17 protein-coding genes are annotated in these 22047 nt (G+C 25.0%); 9 read left to right on the top strand and 8 right to left on the bottom strand.

The features are described 5' to 3' along the window. Positions 1–47: 47 nt before the first annotated feature. Positions 48–1826, bottom strand: coding sequence for a glycoside hydrolase family 13 protein (locus EV215_RS04725; protein WP_134112840.1), 1779 nt, complete (start codon positions 1824–1826; stop codon positions 48–50). 74 nt (positions 1827–1900) lie between these two features. Beyond that, complete coding sequence (locus EV215_RS04720) at positions 1901–2161, bottom strand: SemiSWEET transporter (RefSeq protein ID WP_134112839.1); 261 nt, start codon at positions 2159–2161, stop codon at positions 1901–1903. 120 nt (positions 2162–2281) lie between these two features. Between EV215_RS04720 and EV215_RS04715 the strand changes: the two genes are divergently transcribed. The 3 genes from EV215_RS04715 (at position 2282) to metH (ending at position 9496) form a co-directional block, all read left to right on the top strand. Continuing rightward, a complete protein-coding gene (locus EV215_RS04715) occupies positions 2282–4162 on the top strand; it encodes a lytic transglycosylase domain-containing protein (protein ID WP_134112838.1) in 1881 nt (626 codons plus the stop codon). A 302-nt stretch (positions 4163–4464) separates the two neighbouring features. Further along, the gene (locus EV215_RS04710) at positions 4465–5676 is read left to right on the top strand and encodes a uracil-xanthine permease family protein (RefSeq protein ID WP_134112837.1); all 1212 of its coding nucleotides are present in this window, start codon (positions 4465–4467) and stop codon (positions 5674–5676) included. A 163-nt stretch (positions 5677–5839) separates the two neighbouring features. Further along, positions 5840–9496 (top strand): methionine synthase, encoded by a 3657-nt coding sequence (metH, locus tag EV215_RS04705; protein ID WP_134112836.1) that lies wholly within the window; start codon positions 5840–5842, stop codon positions 9494–9496. A 40-nt stretch (positions 9497–9536) separates the two neighbouring features. On the opposite strand, the gene glgX is transcribed toward metH, so the two are convergent. Then, complete coding sequence (gene glgX, locus EV215_RS04700; protein WP_134112835.1) at positions 9537–11684, bottom strand: glycogen debranching protein GlgX; 2148 nt, start codon at positions 11682–11684, stop codon at positions 9537–9539. Then, complete coding sequence (locus EV215_RS04695) at positions 11677–11958, bottom strand: NfeD family protein (protein ID WP_166667348.1); 282 nt, start codon at positions 11956–11958, stop codon at positions 11677–11679. Before EV215_RS04695 ends, glgX begins: the two co-directional genes overlap by 8 nt. A 10-nt stretch (positions 11959–11968) precedes the next feature. On the opposite strand from EV215_RS04695, the gene EV215_RS10670 reads away from it, so the two are divergent. Further along, entirely contained in the window at positions 11969–12097 is a 129-nt protein-coding gene (locus EV215_RS10670; RefSeq protein ID WP_306767444.1) for a hypothetical protein, read from the top strand. 449 nt (positions 12098–12546) lie between these two features. On the opposite strand, the gene EV215_RS04690 is transcribed toward EV215_RS10670, so the two are convergent. Continuing rightward, on the bottom strand, positions 12547–13308 hold the full coding sequence (locus EV215_RS04690; RefSeq protein WP_134112833.1) for a hypothetical protein: 762 nt from the start codon (positions 13306–13308) through the stop codon (positions 12547–12549). A gap of 365 nt (positions 13309–13673) precedes the next feature. On the opposite strand from EV215_RS04690, the gene EV215_RS04685 reads away from it, so the two are divergent. The 3 genes from EV215_RS04685 to EV215_RS04675 are packed head-to-tail and all read left to right on the top strand — an operon-like array spanning position 13674 to position 16420. Continuing rightward, entirely contained in the window at positions 13674–14879 is a 1206-nt protein-coding gene (locus EV215_RS04685; RefSeq protein ID WP_134112832.1) for a betaine/proline/choline family ABC transporter ATP-binding protein, read from the top strand. Next, positions 14866–15510: an ABC transporter permease gene (locus EV215_RS04680; RefSeq protein ID WP_134112831.1), complete on the top strand. Its 645-nt coding sequence runs from the start codon at positions 14866–14868 to the stop codon at positions 15508–15510. Before EV215_RS04685 ends, EV215_RS04680 begins: the two co-directional genes overlap by 14 nt. 22 nt (positions 15511–15532) lie before the next feature. Beyond that, complete coding sequence (locus tag EV215_RS04675; protein WP_243832394.1) at positions 15533–16420, top strand: ABC transporter substrate-binding protein; 888 nt, start codon at positions 15533–15535, stop codon at positions 16418–16420. Between the two features lie 71 nt (positions 16421–16491). Here EV215_RS04675 and EV215_RS04670 read toward each other — a convergent pair whose 3' ends face one another. The 3 genes from EV215_RS04670 to htpG form a co-directional block, all read right to left on the bottom strand. Next, complete coding sequence (locus EV215_RS04670) at positions 16492–17346, bottom strand: Cof-type HAD-IIB family hydrolase (RefSeq protein WP_134112830.1); 855 nt, start codon at positions 17344–17346, stop codon at positions 16492–16494. Between the two features lie 11 nt (positions 17347–17357). Beyond that, positions 17358–17978, bottom strand: a complete 621-nt coding sequence (locus tag EV215_RS04665) for a DUF502 domain-containing protein (protein ID WP_134112829.1) — start codon at positions 17976–17978, stop codon at positions 17358–17360. A gap of 110 nt (positions 17979–18088) precedes the next feature. Then, entirely contained in the window at positions 18089–20041 is a 1953-nt protein-coding gene (gene htpG, locus EV215_RS04660; protein ID WP_134112828.1) for a molecular chaperone HtpG, read from the bottom strand. Positions 20042–20204: 163 nt separating this feature from the next. On the opposite strand from htpG, the gene EV215_RS04655 reads away from it, so the two are divergent. Together EV215_RS04655 and flgG are read left to right on the top strand one after the other, a co-directional pair. Then, positions 20205–21173, top strand: a complete 969-nt coding sequence (locus EV215_RS04655) for an SPFH domain-containing protein (RefSeq protein ID WP_134112827.1) — start codon at positions 20205–20207, stop codon at positions 21171–21173. An 85-nt stretch (positions 21174–21258) separates the two neighbouring features. Further along, a complete protein-coding gene (flgG, locus tag EV215_RS04650) occupies positions 21259–22044 on the top strand; it encodes a flagellar basal-body rod protein FlgG (protein ID WP_134112826.1) in 786 nt (261 codons plus the stop codon). Positions 22045–22047: the final 3 nt, after the last annotated feature.

Raw genomic sequence — 22047 nt, 5'->3', positions numbered from 1 at the left:
AAATCTAATTAATTTAATAATTTTAGAAGGTTTTTATTTAAATATTATTATTTTAAAATTGCAGCTTGATAAGGTTGTAGTATAATTTCTTTTTTTATTATTTTATTTGTTATTAATTCTTGAGTATAGTTATTTTCTAATTTATATCGTATTTCTTTTTTACTGTTATTTATAATAACTAAAATTTTATTGTTTTTATAAATCCTTTCAAAAGAAAGTAATTTTTTATTAAAATGAGGAATAAATTCTCCTTCTTGTAATTCGATATTTTCTTTTCTTATTCTAATTAATCTTTTTATATAATTATAATATTTCATATTCCATTTATTTTTATTCCAAATCATACCTTTTCTACAATCAGGATCGTGTTCTCCATCCATGCCAATTTCAGTACCGTAATATATCATAGGCGCTCCAATATATGTCATTATAAAAGTAAGTGCTAATAAATGTTTTTCTTCATTAAAATTACATTTATTTAAAAATCTAGCTGTATCATGAGAATCTAAGAGATTTAACATTGAAAAATTAGTTTGTTCTTGATATTTCATTAATAAACTATTGATACCTTCAAGAAATTCAATACTATTTATTCTATTTTCTGCAAAATATTGAGTACAAAGATATGTAACACCATAATTCATTACAGCATCAAACTGGTCACCATTTAGCCAATTTTCAGAATTACTCCATATTTCACCAACAATATAAGCATCTTTATTTATATCTCTTACTACTTTTCTAAATTCTTTCCAAAATGATTGAGGAACTTCATCTGCTACATCGAGTCTCCAACCATCAATATTAAACTCTTTAGTCCAATATTTAACAGCATTTAAAATATATTCTTTAGCATCTTTGTTGAATAAATTTAATTTTGGCATGTGTTGAGTATGGGCAAAGGTTTCATAAGGTAAAATATTTTTGCCAGTTTTTTCGTCGATATACCAATCTTTCCAACCTTTTTCTTTTCTTTTCTTTTCTAAATATTCCAAATCAATTGGAAATTTTTTAATGTAATACCAATCTTTATATTTTGAATTTTCTTGATTTTTTAATATATCTTGAAAGGCAAAAAATTTATCTCCAGTATGGTTAAATACTGCATCAAGAATTATTTTAATTCCAAATGAATGGGCTTTTTTTATTAATTCTTTAAAATCTTTTTTTGTACCAAAATGTGGATCTATCTCCATATAATCAATGGTATCATACTTATGATTTGAAGGTGCTTTAAAAATAGGAGTAAAATAAAGAGCAGTAATTCCTAATTCTTTTAAATAATCAAGTCTATTAATGATCCCTCTTAAATCACCACCATGAAAACTATTGTATTTTGGTTTTTCTTCCCATTTTGCATTTACATAGTCTTTATATTCTGGATTACCTATTTCAAATCTTTCAGGAAAAATTTGATAAAATATAGCATTTTTTACCCAAGTAGGAGTATTGTTTTTTTCTTCGAAATGTAAATATGGAAAATGAAAAACAAAAAGGTAAGCTTCATCTTGTTTTATATTATCAAAAAAACCAAAATTTGTATAAGAATAAATTTTGTGATGTTTTTCTATTTCAAAATAATATGAAAGTCTTTTACTATCAATAAAAACTTTTATTCCATAATAATCAAATTCGTTATCAGTAGAAATTTTTTTCATTTTTATTTTTTGTTTTTTATGCCATTCGTATTTATCACCAAAAATTAAATATACGTTATCAGCATCATTTTTTGCACATTTAATTTTTATATGAACTTTATTATCAGTTGTTAAATAAGCAAAATTTGATTTTGCTTTATGATAGACTGCAAATTTATTTATACTCATCTCTCTCTCCTTTTTATTGTAGTATAATATATACAACAATAATACTATGATAAAAAAAATATGTCAAGAATATTTTATTTTTTAAAATTATTTTTTATTAAAACTATAAGAATAGATATTGCAAAAATAAATGTAATTATATTAGCTGAAATAATAGCAATATCTTTTAAATAAAAACCATAAATTATCCAAAAAAGAACTCCAGTTGTAAAAATAGAATACATACCTAAAGAGAGTCCTTCAGTATTTTGAGTTTTAATAGTTTTTATAGCTTGCGGTAAAAATGAAAAAGTAGTTAAAACTGCAGCTAATAAACCAATTATTTTAAAAAACATATTATACCTCCTATGTTATTTGATAATATATTATACCTTAAAAATATTTTTTTGCAATATAATTATAAATATATTTATAATTATATATATTTAATGTTATAATTTAAAAGAGGTGGTATAATGAAAAAAATAATTTTATTTATATTTATAATAACCAATCTAGTTGTATTTGCAGTAGATATAAATGACTATATGTTATTTGATAATGGGATGAAGGATTTTAATAATAAAAATTATAAAAAGGCAATAGAAAAATTTAAAAAAATTAATATAGAATATAAAAAATCAAATTTAATTAAATCAACATATTTGTATTATTATATAGGCCTAAGTTATTATTATACGGGAAATTATGAAACAGCAATTAAATTTTTAAAACAAACAAAGTATATTCCTTTAGAAGCTGATTATAATAATGGATATTTTAAAAAAAATAAAAAATCATATTTCGAATATGAAAAAAATTATTATATAGCCTACTCTTATTTAAAAATGAATAATTATGAAAAAGCAAAAGAATATTTTTTAAAGTTATATATAGATTATTTTGATATTGATATTATCAAATACGAAAAAACTGCATTAAAAGAATTAATAAAATTAGATAAATATTATAGATATGTTTTTAATACAAAATATAATATAGATGAAAATTATGATAACTTAAAAATAGAAGACAGATTAAAATTAGCAAAATATTTTAAAAGTAAAGGTGAATATTATAAAGCATCAATTTTATATAGAAAATATCTTGAAAATAAATCAGATATGTGGGCCAATATAAGCGTATTAAAAATGTTATATTATTCAAAACACTATAATGAATTAATTGAAATTTCAAAATTATATCTAAAAGATAAAAATAATAAGAAAATAGATTCGTATATTTATTATTATTTGGCTAGTGGATATAGACGAAAAGGTGATTTAGATAATGCAATTACTTATTTCAAAAACGTAAAAGAAGGTTACTTTAAAAAAGAAAGTATACATTTAATAGGAAGAATGTATTATTTTAAAAAAGATTATGATAATGCAGAAAAATATTTATTACAAAGTAATAAAAAAGAAGCATATCAATTGTTATATAATATATACTTTTCTCAAAAAAAATATAAGGAATTAAAAAAATTATTAGTTAATTATATAAAAAATAATCCTTATTCAGAATTGTCGGCGTTTTATAGATATAAATTATATAGTATGGAAAAACAAGGATATCTTGATTATATTATATTTTTCAATCAAAATACATATTATTATGAAAAAGCTATTGAAATAAAAAATTATAAAGAGAAGGCAAAAGATTTTCCAATACAAAAATATAATGAGAAATATAAGAGATTTAATACAAGAATAGAAAAAATATTAGAATTAAATAACCCCTTGTATTTAAAGATAGAATTAAAATATTATGACTTTTCACCAGAAGATGATTTATATAAAAAGTATTTAATATCAAAAGTATTTGAAAAAAACACTTCATATAATGAAGCAATTAGAAATTCTTTACTTAATTATAGAAAATTTTATAATTATAAAGAATTAAAAAAAATGTTATATCCAAAATATTATCAAAAAATAGTATCAAAATATTCTAAAAAATATGGAATTGAAGAAGAATTGATTTATAGTATAATAAAACAAGAAAGTTTATTTGGAAAATCTTTAGTATCAAGAGCTAGTGCCTATGGTCTTATGCAAATAATTTTACCGACTGCAAAGATGTTCGATAACAACATAACTATAGAAAAATTATTAGAACCAGATACAAACATAAAAATAGGAACACAATATTTAAAATGGATAAGTGATAGAGTAAATGGTAATATTTCACAGATAGCAGCTTCTTATAATGCAGGAATTGGAAATGTACTCAATTGGTTAAAAGAAAAAAATGGTGATTTAATTATAGAAAAAATTCCATATACAGAGACAAGAGGTTATGTAGAAAAAGTACTTAATAATTATTATAAATATAAAAGAATATATAGTAACTAAATAATAATAAATATTATATTTTTATAATGTTTTTATAAAAATTAACTTGACAAAAATATAATATATGATATAATATTTTGAATTTTTAAAAGGAGAAGATTATAATGAAAAAAGAGATGTTTTTTTTAAAAAAATTCAAGAAAAATAAGCATAATTTCTCATTTATAACATTATTATCTTTAATTTTTGTTTTTAATATTTTAATATATAACTTATTTATTAAGGTTAAGTGTCTTTAGACATTTGACCTTTTTTTTATATATAAAAAATTTTAATAGATTAAAATGAAATAGGAGGAAATTATGAACAAAGCAAAGTATTTATTAGGAGCACAACATGTATTAGCAATGTTTGGAGCAACGGTTTTAGTACCATTCCTTACAGGATTAAATCCTGCAATAGCACTTCTTACTGCAGGATTAGGAACTTTATTATTTCATTTATGTACTAAAAAAATAGTACCAGTATTTTTAGGATCAAGTTTTGCATTTATTGGAGCAATTAGTTTAGTTTTAAAAGAAGATGGATTATCAGTAGTAAAGGGTGGTGTAATATCAGCAGGATTAGTATATGTTCTTATGTCATTAATAATATCAAGATTTGGAGTAGAAAGAGTAAAATCGTTTTTCCCAGCAATAGTAACAGGACCAATTATTATGGTTATTGGGCTTAGACTTAGTCCAATAGCAATAAATATGGCAGGATATTCAAATGGAAAATTTGATTTGAAAAGCTTAATAATAGCATTAATAGTTATAATTACAATGATAATAATATCTGTAATGGAAAAATCATTTTTTAGATTAGTACCAATATTAATATCAGTAACAGTTGGATATATTGTAGCAATGTTTTTAGGGCTTGTAGATTTTTCAGCAGTAGTAAATGCTAAATGGATAGGATTTTCAGCAGAAGCTACAAAAGACTTATTGACATTACCAAAATTTACTCTTAGTGGAATTTTGGCAATAGCACCAATAGCGTTAGTAGTATTTATAGAACATATAGGAGACATTACAACAAATGGTGCAGTTGTAGGTAAAGATTTTTTTAAAGAACCTGGAGTTCATAGAACAATGCTTGGCGATGGGATAGCAACAATGGTAGCAGGATTATTAGGTGGTCCAGCAAATACAACTTATGGTGAAAATACAGGAGTACTTGCAGTAACAAAAGTATACGATCCAGCAATACTTAGAATAGCAGCAGTTTATGCAATAGCACTTAGTTTTATAGGCAAATTTGGAGCAATATTACAAACTATACCTGTGCCTGTAATGGGAGGAGTATCAGTAATATTATTTGGAATGATAGCAAGTGTAGGAGTAAGAACTCTAGTAGATGCTAAACTCGATTTTGCACATAGTAGAAATTTAATAATAGCAGCAGTAATATTTGTATTTGGAATAGGAATAAACAATATTATAATATGGAAAACAGTGAGTATTTCAGGACTTGCAATAGCAGCACTCTTTGGAGTAGTTTTAAATAAAATATTACCCGAAAATATATAATTAATATAAATCTGTCAAACATAATAATAAGTTTTATTATGCTTGGCAGTTTTTTTTATTTATTATAGTGATAAATATTATTCTTTTGACATATGTATAAGAATATGATAATATTCTTGTTAATAAAACTACATTAGTAGTACAATTTTTTTTGAGGTGGGATATGAGTATATACGAAGAATTAAAAAAGAAAATAATTATTTTAGATGGTGCAATGGGAACATCTATTCAAAATTATAAACTTTCAGAAGAAGACTATAGAGGGAAAGAATTTAAAAATTCTTCTTTTAATCAAAAAGGAAATAATGATTTGTTAAATATAACAAAACCAGAAATAATATCAGAAATACACGAAGAGTTTTTAAAAGCAGGAGCGGATATTATAGAAACAAATACATTTAATGCAAATAGAATATCACAAGCAGATTATGGACTTGAAAATCATGTATTTGAATTAAATAAAAAAGGTGCTGAGATAGCAAAAAAAATAGCAAAAAAATATTCAATACCAGATAAACCAAGATTTGTAGCAGGAGCTTTAGGGCCTACAAATAAAACAGCTTCATTATCTCCAAAAGTAGAAGATCCGGGATATAGAGATGTGGATTTTGATTACTTAGTAGAAATATATAAAGAACAAATAGATGGACTAGTAGCTGGTGGCATAGATGTAATTCTTATTGAAACAATTTTTGATACTTTAAATGCAAAAGCAGCTGTATTTGCGGCAAATACATATATGGAAGAAAAAAATATTCGATTTCCTATTATGATATCTGGGACATTAACTGATAAAAGTGGAAGAACATTATCGGGACAAACACTTGAAGCGTTTGTTACATCTATAAAAAATGATAATGTTGTTAGTGTTGGATTAAATTGTTCATTTGGAGCAAAAGATTTACTTCCATTTATAGAAAAACTTTCTAAAACAGAAGATTTATATATTAGCGTATATCCAAATGCGGGACTTCCAAATCAATTTGGAGAATATGATGAACTTCCAGAAGAAACATCAAATTTTTTAAAACCTTTATTTGAAAATAGAAATGTAAATATAGTAGGAGGTTGTTGTGGAACAACACCAAAGCATATAGAAAAAATATATGAAATTGCTAAAAATTATAAACCTAGAGAAATTCCAATAATAAAAATAGAAACTAAAATAAGTGGGTTAGAATTATTAAAGATAAATGAAGAAATGAATTTCATAAATGTAGGAGAAAGAACAAATGTAGCAGGTTCAAGAAAATTTTTAAGACTTATAAATGAAAAAAAATATGAAGAGGCTTTGTCAGTAGCAAGAGATCAAGTAGAGGGTGGAGCACAAATTATTGATATAAATATGGATGATGGAATGCTTAATGCAAAAGAAGAAATGGTTAAATTTCTTAATCTTGTAATGAGTGAACCAGAAATAGCTAAAGTACCAATTATGATAGATTCTTCAAAGTGGGAAGTGATTGAAGCAGGGCTAAAATGTTTGCAAGGAAAATCTATAGTAAACTCAATAAGTTTAAAAGTAGGAGAAGAAGAATTTATTAGACAAGCTAAACTTATAAAAAAATATGGTGCTGCTGTTGTAGTAATGGCTTTTGATGAACAAGGACAAGCTGATTCATATGAAAGAAAAATAGAAATTTGTAAAAGATCATATGATATTCTTGTTGAAAAAGTTAAATTTAATCCAGCAGATATAATTTTTGATCCAAATATATTAGCAGTAGCTACAGGAATAGAAGAGCATAATAATTATGCTGTTGATTTTATAAATGCGGTAAAATGGATAAAAGAAAATTTGCCATATGCAAAAGTAAGTGGAGGAGTAAGTAATATATCTTTTTCATTTAGAGGAAATAATATTATAAGAGAAGCTATGCATTCTGTTTTTTTATATTATGCAATAAAAAATGGAATGGATATGGGAATAGTAAATCCTAATATGCTTCAAGTGTATGATGATATACCAAAAGAGCTTTTAGAGTATGTAGAAGATGTAATATTAAATAAACGTGAAGATGCAACAGAAAGACTTATTGATTATGCTGAAAAAGTAAAAGGGCAAAGTAATAATAAAGATAATAGTAAAAGATTAGAATGGAGAAAAGGAACAATTGAAGAAAGACTATCTCATGCACTTGTAAAAGGAATAGTTGAATATATAAATGAAGATGTAGAAGAAGCAAGAAATTCATATAATAGTGCTTTAGAGATAATTGAAAAACCATTAATGGCAGGAATGAATATTGTAGGGGATTTATTTGGTAGTGGGAAAATGTTTTTACCACAAGTAGTAAAAAGTGCTCGCGTAATGAAAAAAGCAGTTGAGTATTTAATGCCATATATAGAAGCTGAAAAAAAAGAGGGCGATTCTCAAAATGAAGGGAAAGTTCTTATGGCTACTGTAAAAGGAGATGTACATGATATAGGTAAAAATATAGTAGGTGTTGTTTTAGCTTGTAATAATTTTGAAGTTATTGACCTTGGAGTAATGGTTTCAGCAGAAGAAATAATTAAAAAAGCTAAAGAATTAAATGTAGACATAATAGGATTAAGTGGTCTTATTACTCCTTCATTAGAAGAAATGACAAATATTGTTACTTTAATGGAAAAAGAAAATATGGATATTCCTGTAATGATAGGTGGAGCAACAACTTCTAAAAAACATACAGCAGTAAAAATAGCACCGTATTATTCAAAAGGTGTAGTTCATGTATTAGATGCATCTAGAACTGTTCCTGTGGCAAAAAAACTTTGTAATAAGGAAAAAAGAAAAGATTTTATAAATGAAATTAATAAAGAATATAAAATTATCAGAGATAAATTTTTAAATAGAGATAATAATACATTATTATCTTTTAAAGAAGCAAAAAAGAAAAGATTGAAGTTAGATTGGGAAACAGAAGAAATTTATAAGCCAAAGGTTATGGGAATAAATTATATTTATGAATATCCGTTAGAAGAAATTAGTAAATATATAGATTGGACTTTTTTCTTTTTTGCTTGGCAAATGAAAATACCATATCCAAAAATAATGCAAGATGAAAAATATAAAGAAGAAGCTAAAAAATTATATGATGATGCACAAATTGCATTAAAAGATATAATATCTAACAAATTATTTAAAGCGAATGCTGCTTATGGTATTTTGCCTGCAAATAGTGTAGATGAATATATAGAAGTTTATAATAATGAATCAAAAGAAAAAGTTTTAGCTAGATTTAATATGTTAAGGCAGCAAGAAAAAGATTTAGAAAATAATTTATCTTTAGTAGATTATATAGCTCCTAAAAACAGTAATAAAATAGATTATATAGGATTTTTTGCATTAACAGCTGGACACGGAGTAAAAGAATTAGCAGAAAAGTATAGAGCTGAAGGTAATGAATATTTAGCTATAATGTATACTATACTAGGAGATAGATTAGCCGAAGCATTTGCAGAACTTTTACATGAAAAGATAAGAAAAGATATCTGGGGATATGCAAACTCAGAAAATTTAACAGTTAGTGAAGAACTGCAAGTAAAATATCAAGGAATTAGACCAGCTATTGGATATCCATCTATTCCAGACCATTCTGAAAAGAAAGTATTATTTGATCTATTGGATATAACAAATAAAATAGATATTTTATTAACAGAAAATTATGCAATGTTTCCTACAGCTAGTGTGTGTGGGCTTTATTTTGCAAATAAAAATTCAAAATATTTTAATATTAACAGAATAGATAAAGAGCAAGTGGCAGACTATGCAAAAAGAAAAAACATAACATTTGATGAAGCTAGGAAAAATTTAGCACATAATTTAGAATATAAATAAGGCTGTGATATTTCACAGCCTTTTAAATTTATTAAAATATTTATTTTTCTTTTTTAAATTTTTTAGAAATAAGAATAATAGAACTCCTATCCATTACAAGATATTTCTCATCTTTGATTTCTTCATATTCTTCTAGAAAATCATCACCATAATTTCTATAGGTATCAACAACTCGATACCATTTTTTACCTTCAAGCTTTGGAAGTTCAAACCATAATGGTTCCCAGTATGAGTTAAGGGCTACATAAATATCATTATCATTAGGACTGTCATCACTAAAATCTTCTCCACTTATCATAAAAGCTAAAGTTCTTGAATCTTGACTCCAATCGGGTTTATTTAATTTTGTACCATGCCAAGTAATATCTGCCACACCATTTCCGCTAATATCCTCTGATTTAAAGAAATGAGCTCTTTTTAAAGAATGATGATTTTTTCTAAAGTTTACCATTTTTTTAAAGAATCTAAAGATATCTCTAAAAGAATCTTTTCTAGACCAATCAAGCCAGTTAGTTTCGTTATCTTGACAATAAGCATTATTATTTCCTCTTTGAGTTTTTGCAAATTCATCTCCCATAAGTATCATAGGGACACCTTGAGAAAGCATTAGTATAACCATAAAATTTTTTAATTGTCTTTTTCTTAAATTTATAATTTTTATATCTCTAGTTTCTCCTTCAATACCATGATTCCAAGAATAATTATCATTAGCACCATCCATATTATTTTCACCGTTTGGGAAGTTATGTTTTTCATTGTATGATACTAAATCCCACATAGTAAATCCGTCATGAGCAGTAATAAAATTTATACTATGATAAGGACGTCTACCATATTTATAAAATAAATCTGGACTTCCAACTATACGAGTAGCTAACTCAGAAACTTGGCCAGGGTCTCCTTTAATAAATTTTCTTACACAATCTCTAAATTTTCCATTCCATTCAGCCCAACCGACAGGAAATTCACCAACAAAATACCCACCAGCAGCATCCCAGCCTTCAGCAATAAGCTTTGTACCAGATAATATAGGGTCATCAGCAATATCTTTTAAAAGAGACATATCACCAATCCATTTACCGTTACTATCTCTACCAAGTATAGCTGCAAGGTCAAATCTAAATCCATCTACATGCATTTCTGTAGCCCAATATCTAAGACTATCTATTATTAATTCTTTTACTACTGTATGGCTACAATTAAAAGTATTTCCAGTACCGGAATAATTAGCGTAATATCTTTTATTTTTTTCTAATAAATAATAAATAGAATTATCAAAGCCTTTAAAAGAAATAGTCGGCCCCATTTCATTTCCTTCACCTGTATGATTGTATACAACATCAAGAATAACTTCTATTCCATTTTTATGCATTTCTTTTATAAAATCTTTAAATTCAAAAACTTGCTGTCCTATTCGCATTCCATAAGTTTGATCTCCTGAAAGATAATTACCAGTAGGAGCAAAAAAACCTATAGGATTGTATCCCCAAACATTTTTAAGAAGTTCACCTGTTACAGGATTAGTTCTAATAAGTTCATCTTGGTTAAATTCAAAAATGGGTAAAAGTTCAATAGCGGTAATTCCAAGCTCTTTTAAATGATCAACTTTTTCAATAATTCCTCTATAAGTTCCTCGATTTTTTACATTAGAATTTTTATTCATAGTAAATAAGCTTACATGCATTTCATAAATTATAGTATCTTTAAATTCTGTACGCGGATGCTTGTCACCTTCCCAATCATAACTTCTATCATCAATAATAACACCTTTTATTAATTGAGAGGCATCAACTTCTGAAATAGTATTGTGTTCAGTTTTAAAATAAGAATACATAGCTTCATCATCAAAATTAAATTTACCTGAAAGAGCTTTTGCATATGGATCGATTAAAGATTTATGAGGATTAAATCTATGTCCATTATCGATATCATATGGTCCATCTACTCTATAAGTATAGTATTTTCCAGATTTTAAACCTTTTATAAATATATGCCAAACATCTCCTGTTTTGTTGATATTAGGATCAAATTCAAAAGAATGACAAGGTGTTTTATCATAAAAATTTTCAAAAATGTCTAAAGTAACTTTTGTAGCATTTCTAGAAAAAACAGCAAAATTTACCCCAGTAGAAAAAACAGTAGCACCATATAAGGGAGCTCCTTTTTCTATTTCGTATTTCTTATTCATTGTTATGCGCCTCCTTAATAATCAAATGATTTCCTTCTTTTTTAATAATTATAGCAATATCATCTTTTTTTAAATCAGAATTTGATATAGCATTCCATTCTTCAGAATAAATTTTAATTCTATAATTATTATTATCAAGTTTTTTAAGGACTTTCACTTGTTGTCCTATATAATTATCGATATTTGTTTTAGTATCATTAGTTTTAATAAAATTATTAAGGTATTTTTTAGATAAAAAAATAGTAATAATAGAAAAAATACTAAAAATAAACATAAGGATATTAGTGTTTTTTATAGAAAATGTAAAAAAAGAAGTGATTAAAGCTGCGATACTAAAGGAAAAAAATATAAAAGTACCGGGGGTAATAATCTCTAAAGAAAGTAATATAAGAAAGATAATTAAAAAGAAATAAAATAAACTCATAAAAAACCTCCTAAATAGATATTTTCTATTTATTTTATACAAAAAAATATTTAAAATACCTTTATTTTATACAAAAAAATTAAGAAGAGCTGCCCAGGGAAAGGCAACTCTTCTTAATTTTTTTAGGGATTTTAAGAGGTCATTAAAGGGATAAATTAGAGTCTAAACTCTAATTTAGTGGGATAAGTCATTTTTAATAGTGACTTACTCAACGATAAAAGTATACTATAAAAAATAAAAAATGTCAATAAAAAAATGTAAAAAAATAGAATTTGTTTTTTAAATCAGCACATAAATACAAATATTTTGTTTTATAATTAATTGTTTAAATAAAAATAGAACATTTTTTTAAAAGAGGTAAAAATATAATGATATAATATATAGAAAAATTATTATTAGAATAAAAAAAATAGACTTTATTAATAAAGTCTATTTTTTTCAGACGTTTTCTATAGGTTTTAAAGTAGTGAGAATGGCTATATCTAATTCTTTTATATATTCTAATTCAATAATAGTAATGTTTTCATATTCAAGATATTTATAAATATCACCATTTGAATATGTTTTATCAAAAAGAATTTCAGATTCTATTTCGAGCTTAAAGGTAGCAATAAACTGCTCTAAATCTTCAAAAAGAAAAGAAAATAATTCTTCTTCTTTTTCGCTTAGGGAGTTTAAATTATGTTTTAAATCTTCTTCTTTTTCAGAAAAAAACATTTCAAGAGTGATATCATTTTTTTGAAAAAATATTTTATAAATTTCTATTTTTTTAAAATCAAAATCAATTAAATTAATATTCCAATTTAAAGTTTGTAAAAGATTGAAATGTTCGTTATTTTCTATAAATACTTTCATTTTTAATATTCTTTTCTTTTTAATAATATTTTTTAGATTTGAATTTAATAAAAATTTTATTTTATTTATATTTTTCCATTCTTCTATAAAAGTATTAAAATTTTTATTTAATAAATTAAAATTATTTGATTTTTCTATCTTATATGCTGCTCTACGTGTTTTTATGTTTATTTTATCACTTTTATATTTTTTTAAAATATATCTTAATTTGTCACTTGAATTTTTACCTACTCCCAGTTTATCAATGATTTTAATATCATCAATAGAGAGTCTAAAGTTAAAGATTTTTAGTTTGTCTTTTAAAGGTTTTCTTCCAGAACCTTCTCGAGCTCCTCCTTTATTCATTTTTGCCTCCAAAAAAATTAATTTAATATAAAGATATCATATTTTTTTATAAAATACAACTAAATTTATTTTTTGAAAAAATATTACTTTTTTCAAAAAATAAATTTACACTTGAAATATTATTGTATATTTGATACAATGATTTGTATAATCTAAAAATGAAAAAATGAAATATTTTAAATATAGTTGCTGATAAACTATTAAAAAAGTAATACGTTTTATTAATGTGTTGAACATATAAATAAAAACTTTATTAGAAAAATTAACTTTTACAAAGAAAATAAAAATAATTTATAACTGTTATAGTGAATAAAATAAATAATGAAAATTTAAAATAATGTATTAATAAAAATGAGGAGGAATAAATGATAGAGTTTAAAAAAGTTTCAAAAACATTTGATGGTAAAAAAAATGTTATAAACAAACTAAATTTTAAAATAAATAAAGGAGAATTAGTAGTACTTATAGGCGAAAGTGGATGTGGAAAAACAACTACAATGAGAATGATAAACCTACTAATTAAACCCACAAAAGGCGAAATATTAATAGACGGAAAAAATATATTAAAAATGAATAAAATACAATTAAGAAGAAATATAGGGTATGTAATACAAAAAGTTGGTTTGCTACCTCATATGACTATAGGTGAAAATATAGAACTTTTACCTAAAATAAAAAAATGGAAAAAAGAAAAAAGGGTAGAAAGAGCAAAAGAATTATTAGAGCTAGTAGAATTAGATCCTGAAGAATATTATGATAGATATCCTAATGAACTTAGTGGAGGACAACAGCAAAGAATAGGTATTGCAAGAGCATTAGCAGCAGATCCAGATATTATATTGATGGATGAACCATTTAGTGCATTAGATCCTATAACTAGAGAAAAACTTCAAGATGAAATAATAAGAATACAAGATGAACTTCATAAAACTATTATTTTTGTAACTCACGATATGGATGAAGCTATAAAAATTGCGGATAGAATTGCAGTAATGAATAATGGTGAAATTGTACAATATGATACACCAGAAGAAATATTAAAAAATCCAATAAATGATTTTGTAGAATTTTTTATAGGAAAAGAAAGACTTTGGAGACAACCAGAATTAGTATTAGCAAAAGATATTATGAGAAAGAAAGTTTATAAAATAAATGCAGAAGGTAAAATGGCAAGAGCAGTAGAAAAATTGAAAGAAAGCGAGGCAACAATGCTAATTGTTGTTGATAAAATAAAAGACAAACCACAAAAAGGGCTTGGGTTAATTACACCAAAACTTTTAAAGAGAATAGAATTTAATAAAAAAACTTTAAATTACAATACTAAAGTAATAAAAGATTATATGAGAAAAGATTTTGTTACTGTAGATGAAAAAACAAATATGGTTCAAGTATTAAATTATATGTCAACAAGGAATTTTAGAAGTATTCCTGTAACAAATAGTAAAAATGAAATAGTTGGAATAATAACACCAAATAGTATATTAAATATTATGTCTAAAATTTCACCTGATTGTATAATAGAAGAAGAGATTATAAGCCAAAACAAGGAGGAAGTAAATGGAAAAGCTTAATATTTATGAATTTATATATTATAGATTTGATGACCTTATAGCAGCACTTATTAAACATATAGAAATAACAGGAATGGCTGTAACTTTAGCTATAGTTGTTGGAGTGCCTATAGGAATTATGATTACAAGAAAGAGAAATATTGCTAATTTAGTAATAAATATTGCTAATGTTTTCCAAACTTTACCAAGTTTAGCATTATTTGGATTGATTATTCCGTTTTTAGGAATAGGTGTGCTACCTGCGGTTTTTGTTTTATTTTTATATGCGTTATTGCCAATTATAAAAAATACATATATAGGTATTACAAATGTAGATCCTGCTGCAATAGATGCAGGAATAGGGATGGGATTGACATCAAACCAAATATTAACAATGATAGAGATACCTTTAGCTTTGCCTGTTATAATGGGCGGAATTAGAGTATCAACTGTTATAAATATAGGGACAGCTACAATAGCAGCTTTAATTGGAGCAGGTGGATTAGGAGAATTTATTTTTAAAGGTCTTTCAATGAATAATAATAATATGATCTTAATGGGAGCTTTACCCTCAGCACTTTTGGCTATAGTTGTAGATTTTATATTTGGGAAAATTGAAAAAGCATTAATACCAAGAGGAATTCAAAATTAATTAAAATAAAAGGAGAGATTTAATGAAAAAAAATTTAATATTATGGATGATATTAGGAACAATAATTTTTGCTACTAGTTATGCAGGTTTATTTGGAAAGAAAAAGGAAATAATAAAAATAGGGCATAAAAATTTTACAGAACAAAGAATACTAGGACAAATGTTAAGTATTGCTATTGAAAAAAATACAAATTATAAAACAGATGTAAGAGAATTTGGTGGAACAATGTTAGTAAATCAAGCATTAAAAACTGGTCAAATTGATCTAAGTTTTGAATACACAGGTACAGGTTATCAATATTTATTAAAAGGAACAGGATTAAAAGATCCAGAAAAAATATATGAATATTGTGTAACAGAATTTGCAAAACAAGGGATAACATGGTTAAATCCTATGGGATTTAATAATACATATGCTTTTGCAGTTAAAGAAGAACTTGCACAAAAATATAATTTAAATAAATATTCGGATTTTGTCGGAGTTGCTGAAAAATTAAAAGTTGGAGCATTGTCTGATTTCTTTAGTAGACCAGATGGAATGCCGGGAATTAAGAAAACATATGGTTTTACTTTTAAAGAAGAGGTAGCAATAGATACTGGCTTGAAATATATAGCGGTAGAACAAGGTAAAATTGATGTAGCTGTAGCATATGCTACAGATGGGATGTTAAAAAAGTATAATTTGAAAGTATTAGAAGATGATAAACATTTTTTTCCACCGTATGATGCAGTACCTAGAATGAAAACAGAATTTGCAAACTCTCATCCAGAAATTGTAAAAGTTCTTAAAGAATTTAATAGAAACTTTACAAATGAAGATTTTCAAAAATATAATTATCAAGTAGACGTATTAGGTTATCCAGAAAAAAAAGTAGCAGAAGAAGCGCTAAAAGAAAAAGGAATAATATAGAGAAAATAATAAAAAACAGACTTTTTATATTGAAAGTCTGTTTTTTATTATTAAAATATACTGAATATATCTTATAAAATTTTTTCTATAATTTTGGAAACACCATGATTATTATTACTATCTGTAATTATATCAGCTTTATGTTTTACATAATCTTTTGCATTACCCATAGCAACTCCAAGACCTACATGTTTTATCATTTCAAGATCATTATGATTATCACCAATGCCTATAACATTATCTAAAGAAATATTTAAATAGTCACATAAAAAATCTATTCCTGTAGCTTTTGAAATACCTTTTGGGATTATTTCAAAACCATATTTATTCATCATAGTTATAGTTATATAGTCAGAAAATAAAGATTGTATTTCATTTTTAGCTATTAAAAATTCATCTTGAGTTTTAGTTTTGTCAAAGATACTAAATTTAAATACATCATTATTTTGTATTAATTTTAAAATAGTTTCAGTATTTAGCTCAATAAAATTTTTTCTTTCTTTAGAAATTTCATAAATACTTTTAAAAAAATTAATATTTAAAATATTTTTATAAAATGATATAGGAAAATTTATGGATTTATTATATACAGTATTATTAAATAAATGAGTAAAAAATACAAGATTATGTTTTTTTAAAATATTAATAATTTCTTTAGAGATTTCGGGAAGTAATGTTTTTTTAAACAATATTTTATTACTTGAAATATCGATAATAAGAGCTCCATCATTTGTTATTATAGGGATATTTATATTAGTTTTCATTGCAGCTCTATATGCATTTGTATGATTTCTTCCTGTTGCTATTGTAAAATAAATATTGTTTTGTTTTAATTTTTTTATAGATTTTAGATTTTGTTTTGATATAAATTTATAATCATTAAATAAAGTACCATCTAAGTCTGAAATTATCAATTTGTATTTCATAAATTCTCCTATCAATTATTTTCTATTTTTTTATTTTTATAATTTTCAATAAGTTTTTTAGAACCAGAACCAACAGCTAAAATTGATCTCATTGCTTCATCTACTTTTACATCAACAATTGTAACTTTTGATTTATGAACATGAAAAATATTACCAGATGTAGGGTTTGGTGCAGTTGGAACAAACAAAGTATAATAATCATCAGTCTTTTCAATAACAAAAGCTGTTGAAAGTGAATTACCGTATACTTCAGCTAAAGCCACAGTTGAAAAAGAATCTTTGAAATTACCTTTAAATTGATTAATTGTTTCAGTTACTATTTTATAGCCGGGTAATTTTTTTAATATTTTATTTTCTATATGATAGAAAATAAAGTTTCCAAGTCTAGTGGCTATAAAAAATCCAGTAATAAAACAAAGAGCGATAATAATAGAAAAAGCAATTAAATTAGCTAAGGAATTATTTATTTCAAAACTTAATTTAAAAATATTTGAAATTGGCGAAATAAAACCTAATATAAAATCAAAAATGAATTTAAAAATAAAGATTAAAACTCCAATTGGTAATAAAACAGTTATTCCTCCAATAAGAGTTTGGGTAAAAAAAGATTTGATTCGTGATAATATTTTCATAAAAACCTCCTATTTATTTAAAGTATTATATAAATATATTATATCAAAAAAATTAGAAAATTAATAAAAAAATACACTTCAAATTAAAAATTTGAAGTGTATTAAATATTTTAGTTTAATAATCCGCTAGTTTTAATTATTAAATTTGCCATTTTATTAGAAAATTCTACAGGGTCATCTAATTTAAATCCTTCTATTAATAACGCTTGAGAATATAATAAATATGCAATATCTTTTATTTCTTCATTATTTGATTTATAAAGTTTATCTAAAGCAACAAATAATTCGTGATTTGGATTTATTTCAAGAATTCTTTCAGCTTTAACATCGCCCATAGGATTAGCATTAGGCATCTCATTCATCACTTTTTCCATTTCAAATGAGACACCTTCACCACTTACAAGGCATACAGGACTTGATTTTAATCTATTTGTTAATTTTACTTTTGATACTTTTCCTTCAAGTTCTTTTTGTATTTTTTCTAAAAGTTCTTTATTTTCTTTTTCTTTTTCTTCTAATAATTTTTTATCGTCATTATTTTCATCTAGTTCTAAATCGCCTTGATTTATAGATTTAAAACTTTTCCCTTCGTATTCCATAAGCATTTGAATAGCAAATTCATCAATTTTATCAGTAAAAAACAATACTTCATAACCTTTATCTTTTATGGCTTCCATTTGTGGAAGTTTTTCAAGTTGACTTCTGCTTTCTCCAGATACAAAGTAAATATGTTTTTGTTCTTCTTTCATTCTTTCTACATATTCTTTTAATGTTGTTGGTTTATCAGAATTACTCGATTCAAAAATTAATAAATCTTTTAAAGTGTCTTTATTTGCACCAAAACTATTGTAAATACCAAATTTGATATCTCTTCCAAATTCTTTAAAGAATTCAATGTATTTATCTTTATTATTTTTTAATAGTTTTTTAAGTTCAGCTACAACTTTCTTTTCGATATTTTTTGCAATTACATTTAATTGTCTATTTTGTTGAAGAATTTCTCTAGAAATGTTCAATGAAAAATCACTAGAGTCAATTAATCCTTTTAAAAATCTAAAATGATCTGGAACTAATTCTTTACATTTCTCCATTATAAATACATTTTTAGTATAAAGTTTTAAACCTTTTTCGTATTCTTTTGAATAAAAATCAAGTGGAGCTTTACTAGGGATATAAATAAGAGCAGTATATTCTATATTTCCTTCTACTTTATAATGAATAGTAGCTAGAGGATCACTCCAATCATGAAAATTATTTTTATAAAATTCATTATATTCTTCTTCTTTTATATCAGTTTTATTTTTTCTCCAAAGTGGAAGCATAGAATTAAGTGTTTCAGTTTCTGTTATTTTTTCATATTCATTTTCTATTGGATTACCTTCAGCATCTTTTTTAGGAACTTCTTTTGTAACATCCATTTGAATTGGATATCGTACATAATCAGAATATTTTTTTACAAGCTCTTTTATTTTCCATTCTTCTAGATAAATAGAATATTTCTCTTCTTTTTCTTCATTATCTGTTCTTAAATGTAAAATAATTTCAGTACCAATACTATCTTTTTCTACTTCTTCTAATGTGAATGAACCATCACCAGTAGATTCCCATTTTATAGCAATATCAGAATATGGAGATTTAGTAATTAAAGTTACTTTGTCAGCTACCATAAATGCTGAATAAAATCCAACTCCAAATTGCCCAATGATGTCAATATCATTTGTCTCAGTAGCTTTATTAAGCTCTTCAACAAAAGCTTTTGAACCAGATTTTGCAATAGTACCAATATTATTTATAACTTCATCTCTAGTCATTCCTATACCAGAATCTTTAATTGTAATAGTATTATTTTCTTTATTTGGAATAATTTCTATTTTAAATTTATAATCTGAAGGAATTAAATCAGTTTCAGTTAATGACTTAAATTTTAACTTATCAATAGCATCACTAGCATTCGAAATAAGCTCTCTTAAAAAAATTTCTTTATGTGTGTAAATAGAATGAATCATTAAGTCTAATAATCTTTTAGTTTCAGTTTGAAAACTTAATGTCTCTTTTGTACTCATCTATAAACCTCCTTATTTTTTTTATTAGCACTCTTAAAAATAGAGTGCTAATATTTTTTATCATAAATAATTTTAAATGTCAAGAGTAAAATAAATTTGACAAACAAGAGATTAGTACAGTAAACTTTAAATATATCCAAAATAATTAAGGAGGAAAAGGTAAATGTTTTTTTTGTCAATTATATTAATTATTTTTTTATTTATATTTGTATCAAGTGGAATAATAATTGTAAAACAAGCTGAAGTAATAGTAGTAGAAAGATTAGGTAAATATAATAAAACCTTAGAGAGTGGTCTTAATTTTATTATACCTATTATAGATACTCCTAGAATAATTACGTGGCGTTTTGTAGAACAAAGAGGAGATCAAATACTTATTTATACAAAAGGAGTAAAAAGAATTGATTTAAGAGAAAGTGTATATGATTTTCCTAAACAAAGAGTTATAACGAGTGATAATGTAACAATAGAAATAAATGCACTATTATATTTTCAAATAACAGATCCAATGAAAGCAGTTTATGAGATAGCAAATTTACCAGAAGCAATAGAAAAACTTACTCAAACTACTTTGAGAAATGTAATAGGTGGGCTATCATTAGACCAAACTTTAGTTTCAAGAGATGAGATAAATACTAAACTTAGATTAATTTTGGATGAAGCTACGGATAAATGGGGGGTAAAAGTAAATAGAGTAGAACTTCAAGATATTATACCACCTACTGAAATAAGGGTAGCAATGGAAAAACAAATGAAAGCAGAAAGAGATAAAAGAGCATCAATACTAGAAGCAGAAGGCGCAAAAAGATCACAAATATTAGAAGCAGAAGGTTATAGAGATGCTGCTATAGCAAAGGCAGAAGGTTATAAAAGAAGTAAAATATTAGAAGCAGAAGGTCAAGCAGAAGCTAGACTAAAAGTAATAGAAGCAGAGAAAAAAGCACTTGAAAAAATAAAAGAAACTGTAAAAGATGAACAAAAATCAGTTGAATATCTTGTAGCTTTAAAATATATTGAAGCATTTAGAAATATTAGTGAAAATTCAAATGATAAAACAGTGTTTATGCCATATGAAGCTACTAGTGTAATGAGTAGTTTAGGTGGAATAAAAGAATTATTTCAAAAAAAATAAAAAAAATGTAAAGTAGCGGTAAAGTATAGTCGATAATTTAAAAGGAAATAGGGAGAAATAAAAATTACTGGGGAGTGATTTAATTATGATGACAGCATTATATTCAGCCGCTACAGGTATGAACGCACAACAACTAAATATGGACGTTATATCAAATAACTTATCAAATGTAGATACATCAGGATATAAAAAAAGTAGAGTAGATTTTGAAGATTTGATGTATTCAACAAAACAAACACCGGGAGCAACAACTGGTGATGGAAGTAGTTTGCCTACAGGACTTCAAGTTGGTAATGGAGTTAGAGCTGTGGGAACTAAAAAACTGTTTACTCAAGGAAATTTTAAAAACACTGGAAATGAACTTGATATTGCTATAGAAGGAAGAGGTTTTTTTCAAGTGTTAAGACCAGATGGAAGTGTAGCATATACAAGAGATGGTTCTTTTTCAAGAGATGCAAATGGACAATTAGTTAATGCTGAAGGATTTTTATTAGATCCTTCAATTGTAGTGCCTGCAGAATACACTAACTTATCTATAGGACAAGATGGAGTTGTAACTGTTGATATAAATGGGCAACAACAAGAGATAGGGACAATTACATTAGCGAATTTTGTAAATCCAGCTGGATTACAAAATTTAGGTAAAAATTTATATGCAGCAACACCTGCTTCAGGAGATGCAATAATTGGAAATCCTGGTGAAGGAGCTTTAGGAACTCTTTTACAAGGAAATTTAGAAACATCAAATGTAAAAGTAGTAAATGAGATGATAGATATGATATCAGCTCAAAGAGCTTATGAAGTAAATACAAAATCAATACAAACAGCAGATAGTATGCTTCAAATGGCTAATAATTTAAAAAGAGGATAATTA

Source organism: Hypnocyclicus thermotrophus, assembly GCF_004365575.1.
Classification (GTDB): domain Bacteria; phylum Fusobacteriota; class Fusobacteriia; order Fusobacteriales; family Fusobacteriaceae; genus Hypnocyclicus; species Hypnocyclicus thermotrophus.
This window is presented reverse-complemented; position numbering and strand designations above follow the sequence as displayed.

Excerpts from the sequence above, each read along its gene's own strand:
- EV215_RS04725 (WP_134112840.1), bottom strand. The coding sequence starts at position 1,826 with ATGAGTATAAATAAATTTGCAGTCTATCATAAAGCAAAATCAAATTTT.
- EV215_RS04720 (WP_134112839.1), bottom strand. The coding sequence starts at position 2,161 with ATGTTTTTTAAAATAATTGGTTTATTAGCTGCAGTTTTAACTACTTTT.
- EV215_RS04715 (WP_134112838.1), top strand. The coding sequence starts at position 2,282 with ATGAAAAAAATAATTTTATTTATATTTATAATAACCAATCTAGTTGTA.
- EV215_RS04710 (WP_134112837.1), top strand. The coding sequence starts at position 4,465 with ATGAACAAAGCAAAGTATTTATTAGGAGCACAACATGTATTAGCAATG.
- metH (WP_134112836.1), top strand. The coding sequence starts at position 5,840 with ATGAGTATATACGAAGAATTAAAAAAGAAAATAATTATTTTAGATGGT.
- glgX (WP_134112835.1), bottom strand. The coding sequence starts at position 11,684 with ATGAATAAGAAATACGAAATAGAAAAAGGAGCTCCCTTATATGGTGCT.
- EV215_RS04695 (WP_166667348.1), bottom strand. The coding sequence starts at position 11,958 with ATGTTTATTTTTAGTATTTTTTCTATTATTACTATTTTTTTATCTAAA.
- EV215_RS04690 (WP_134112833.1), bottom strand. The coding sequence starts at position 13,308 with ATGAATAAAGGAGGAGCTCGAGAAGGTTCTGGAAGAAAACCTTTAAAA.
- EV215_RS04685 (WP_134112832.1), top strand. The coding sequence starts at position 13,674 with ATGATAGAGTTTAAAAAAGTTTCAAAAACATTTGATGGTAAAAAAAAT.
- EV215_RS04680 (WP_134112831.1), top strand. The coding sequence starts at position 14,866 with ATGGAAAAGCTTAATATTTATGAATTTATATATTATAGATTTGATGAC.
- EV215_RS04675 (WP_243832394.1), top strand. The coding sequence starts at position 15,533 with ATGAAAAAAAATTTAATATTATGGATGATATTAGGAACAATAATTTTT.
- EV215_RS04670 (WP_134112830.1), bottom strand. The coding sequence starts at position 17,346 with ATGAAATACAAATTGATAATTTCAGACTTAGATGGTACTTTATTTAAT.
- EV215_RS04665 (WP_134112829.1), bottom strand. The coding sequence starts at position 17,978 with ATGAAAATATTATCACGAATCAAATCTTTTTTTACCCAAACTCTTATT.
- htpG (WP_134112828.1), bottom strand. The coding sequence starts at position 20,041 with ATGAGTACAAAAGAGACATTAAGTTTTCAAACTGAAACTAAAAGATTA.
- EV215_RS04655 (WP_134112827.1), top strand. The coding sequence starts at position 20,205 with ATGTTTTTTTTGTCAATTATATTAATTATTTTTTTATTTATATTTGTA.
- flgG (WP_134112826.1), top strand. The coding sequence starts at position 21,259 with ATGATGACAGCATTATATTCAGCCGCTACAGGTATGAACGCACAACAA.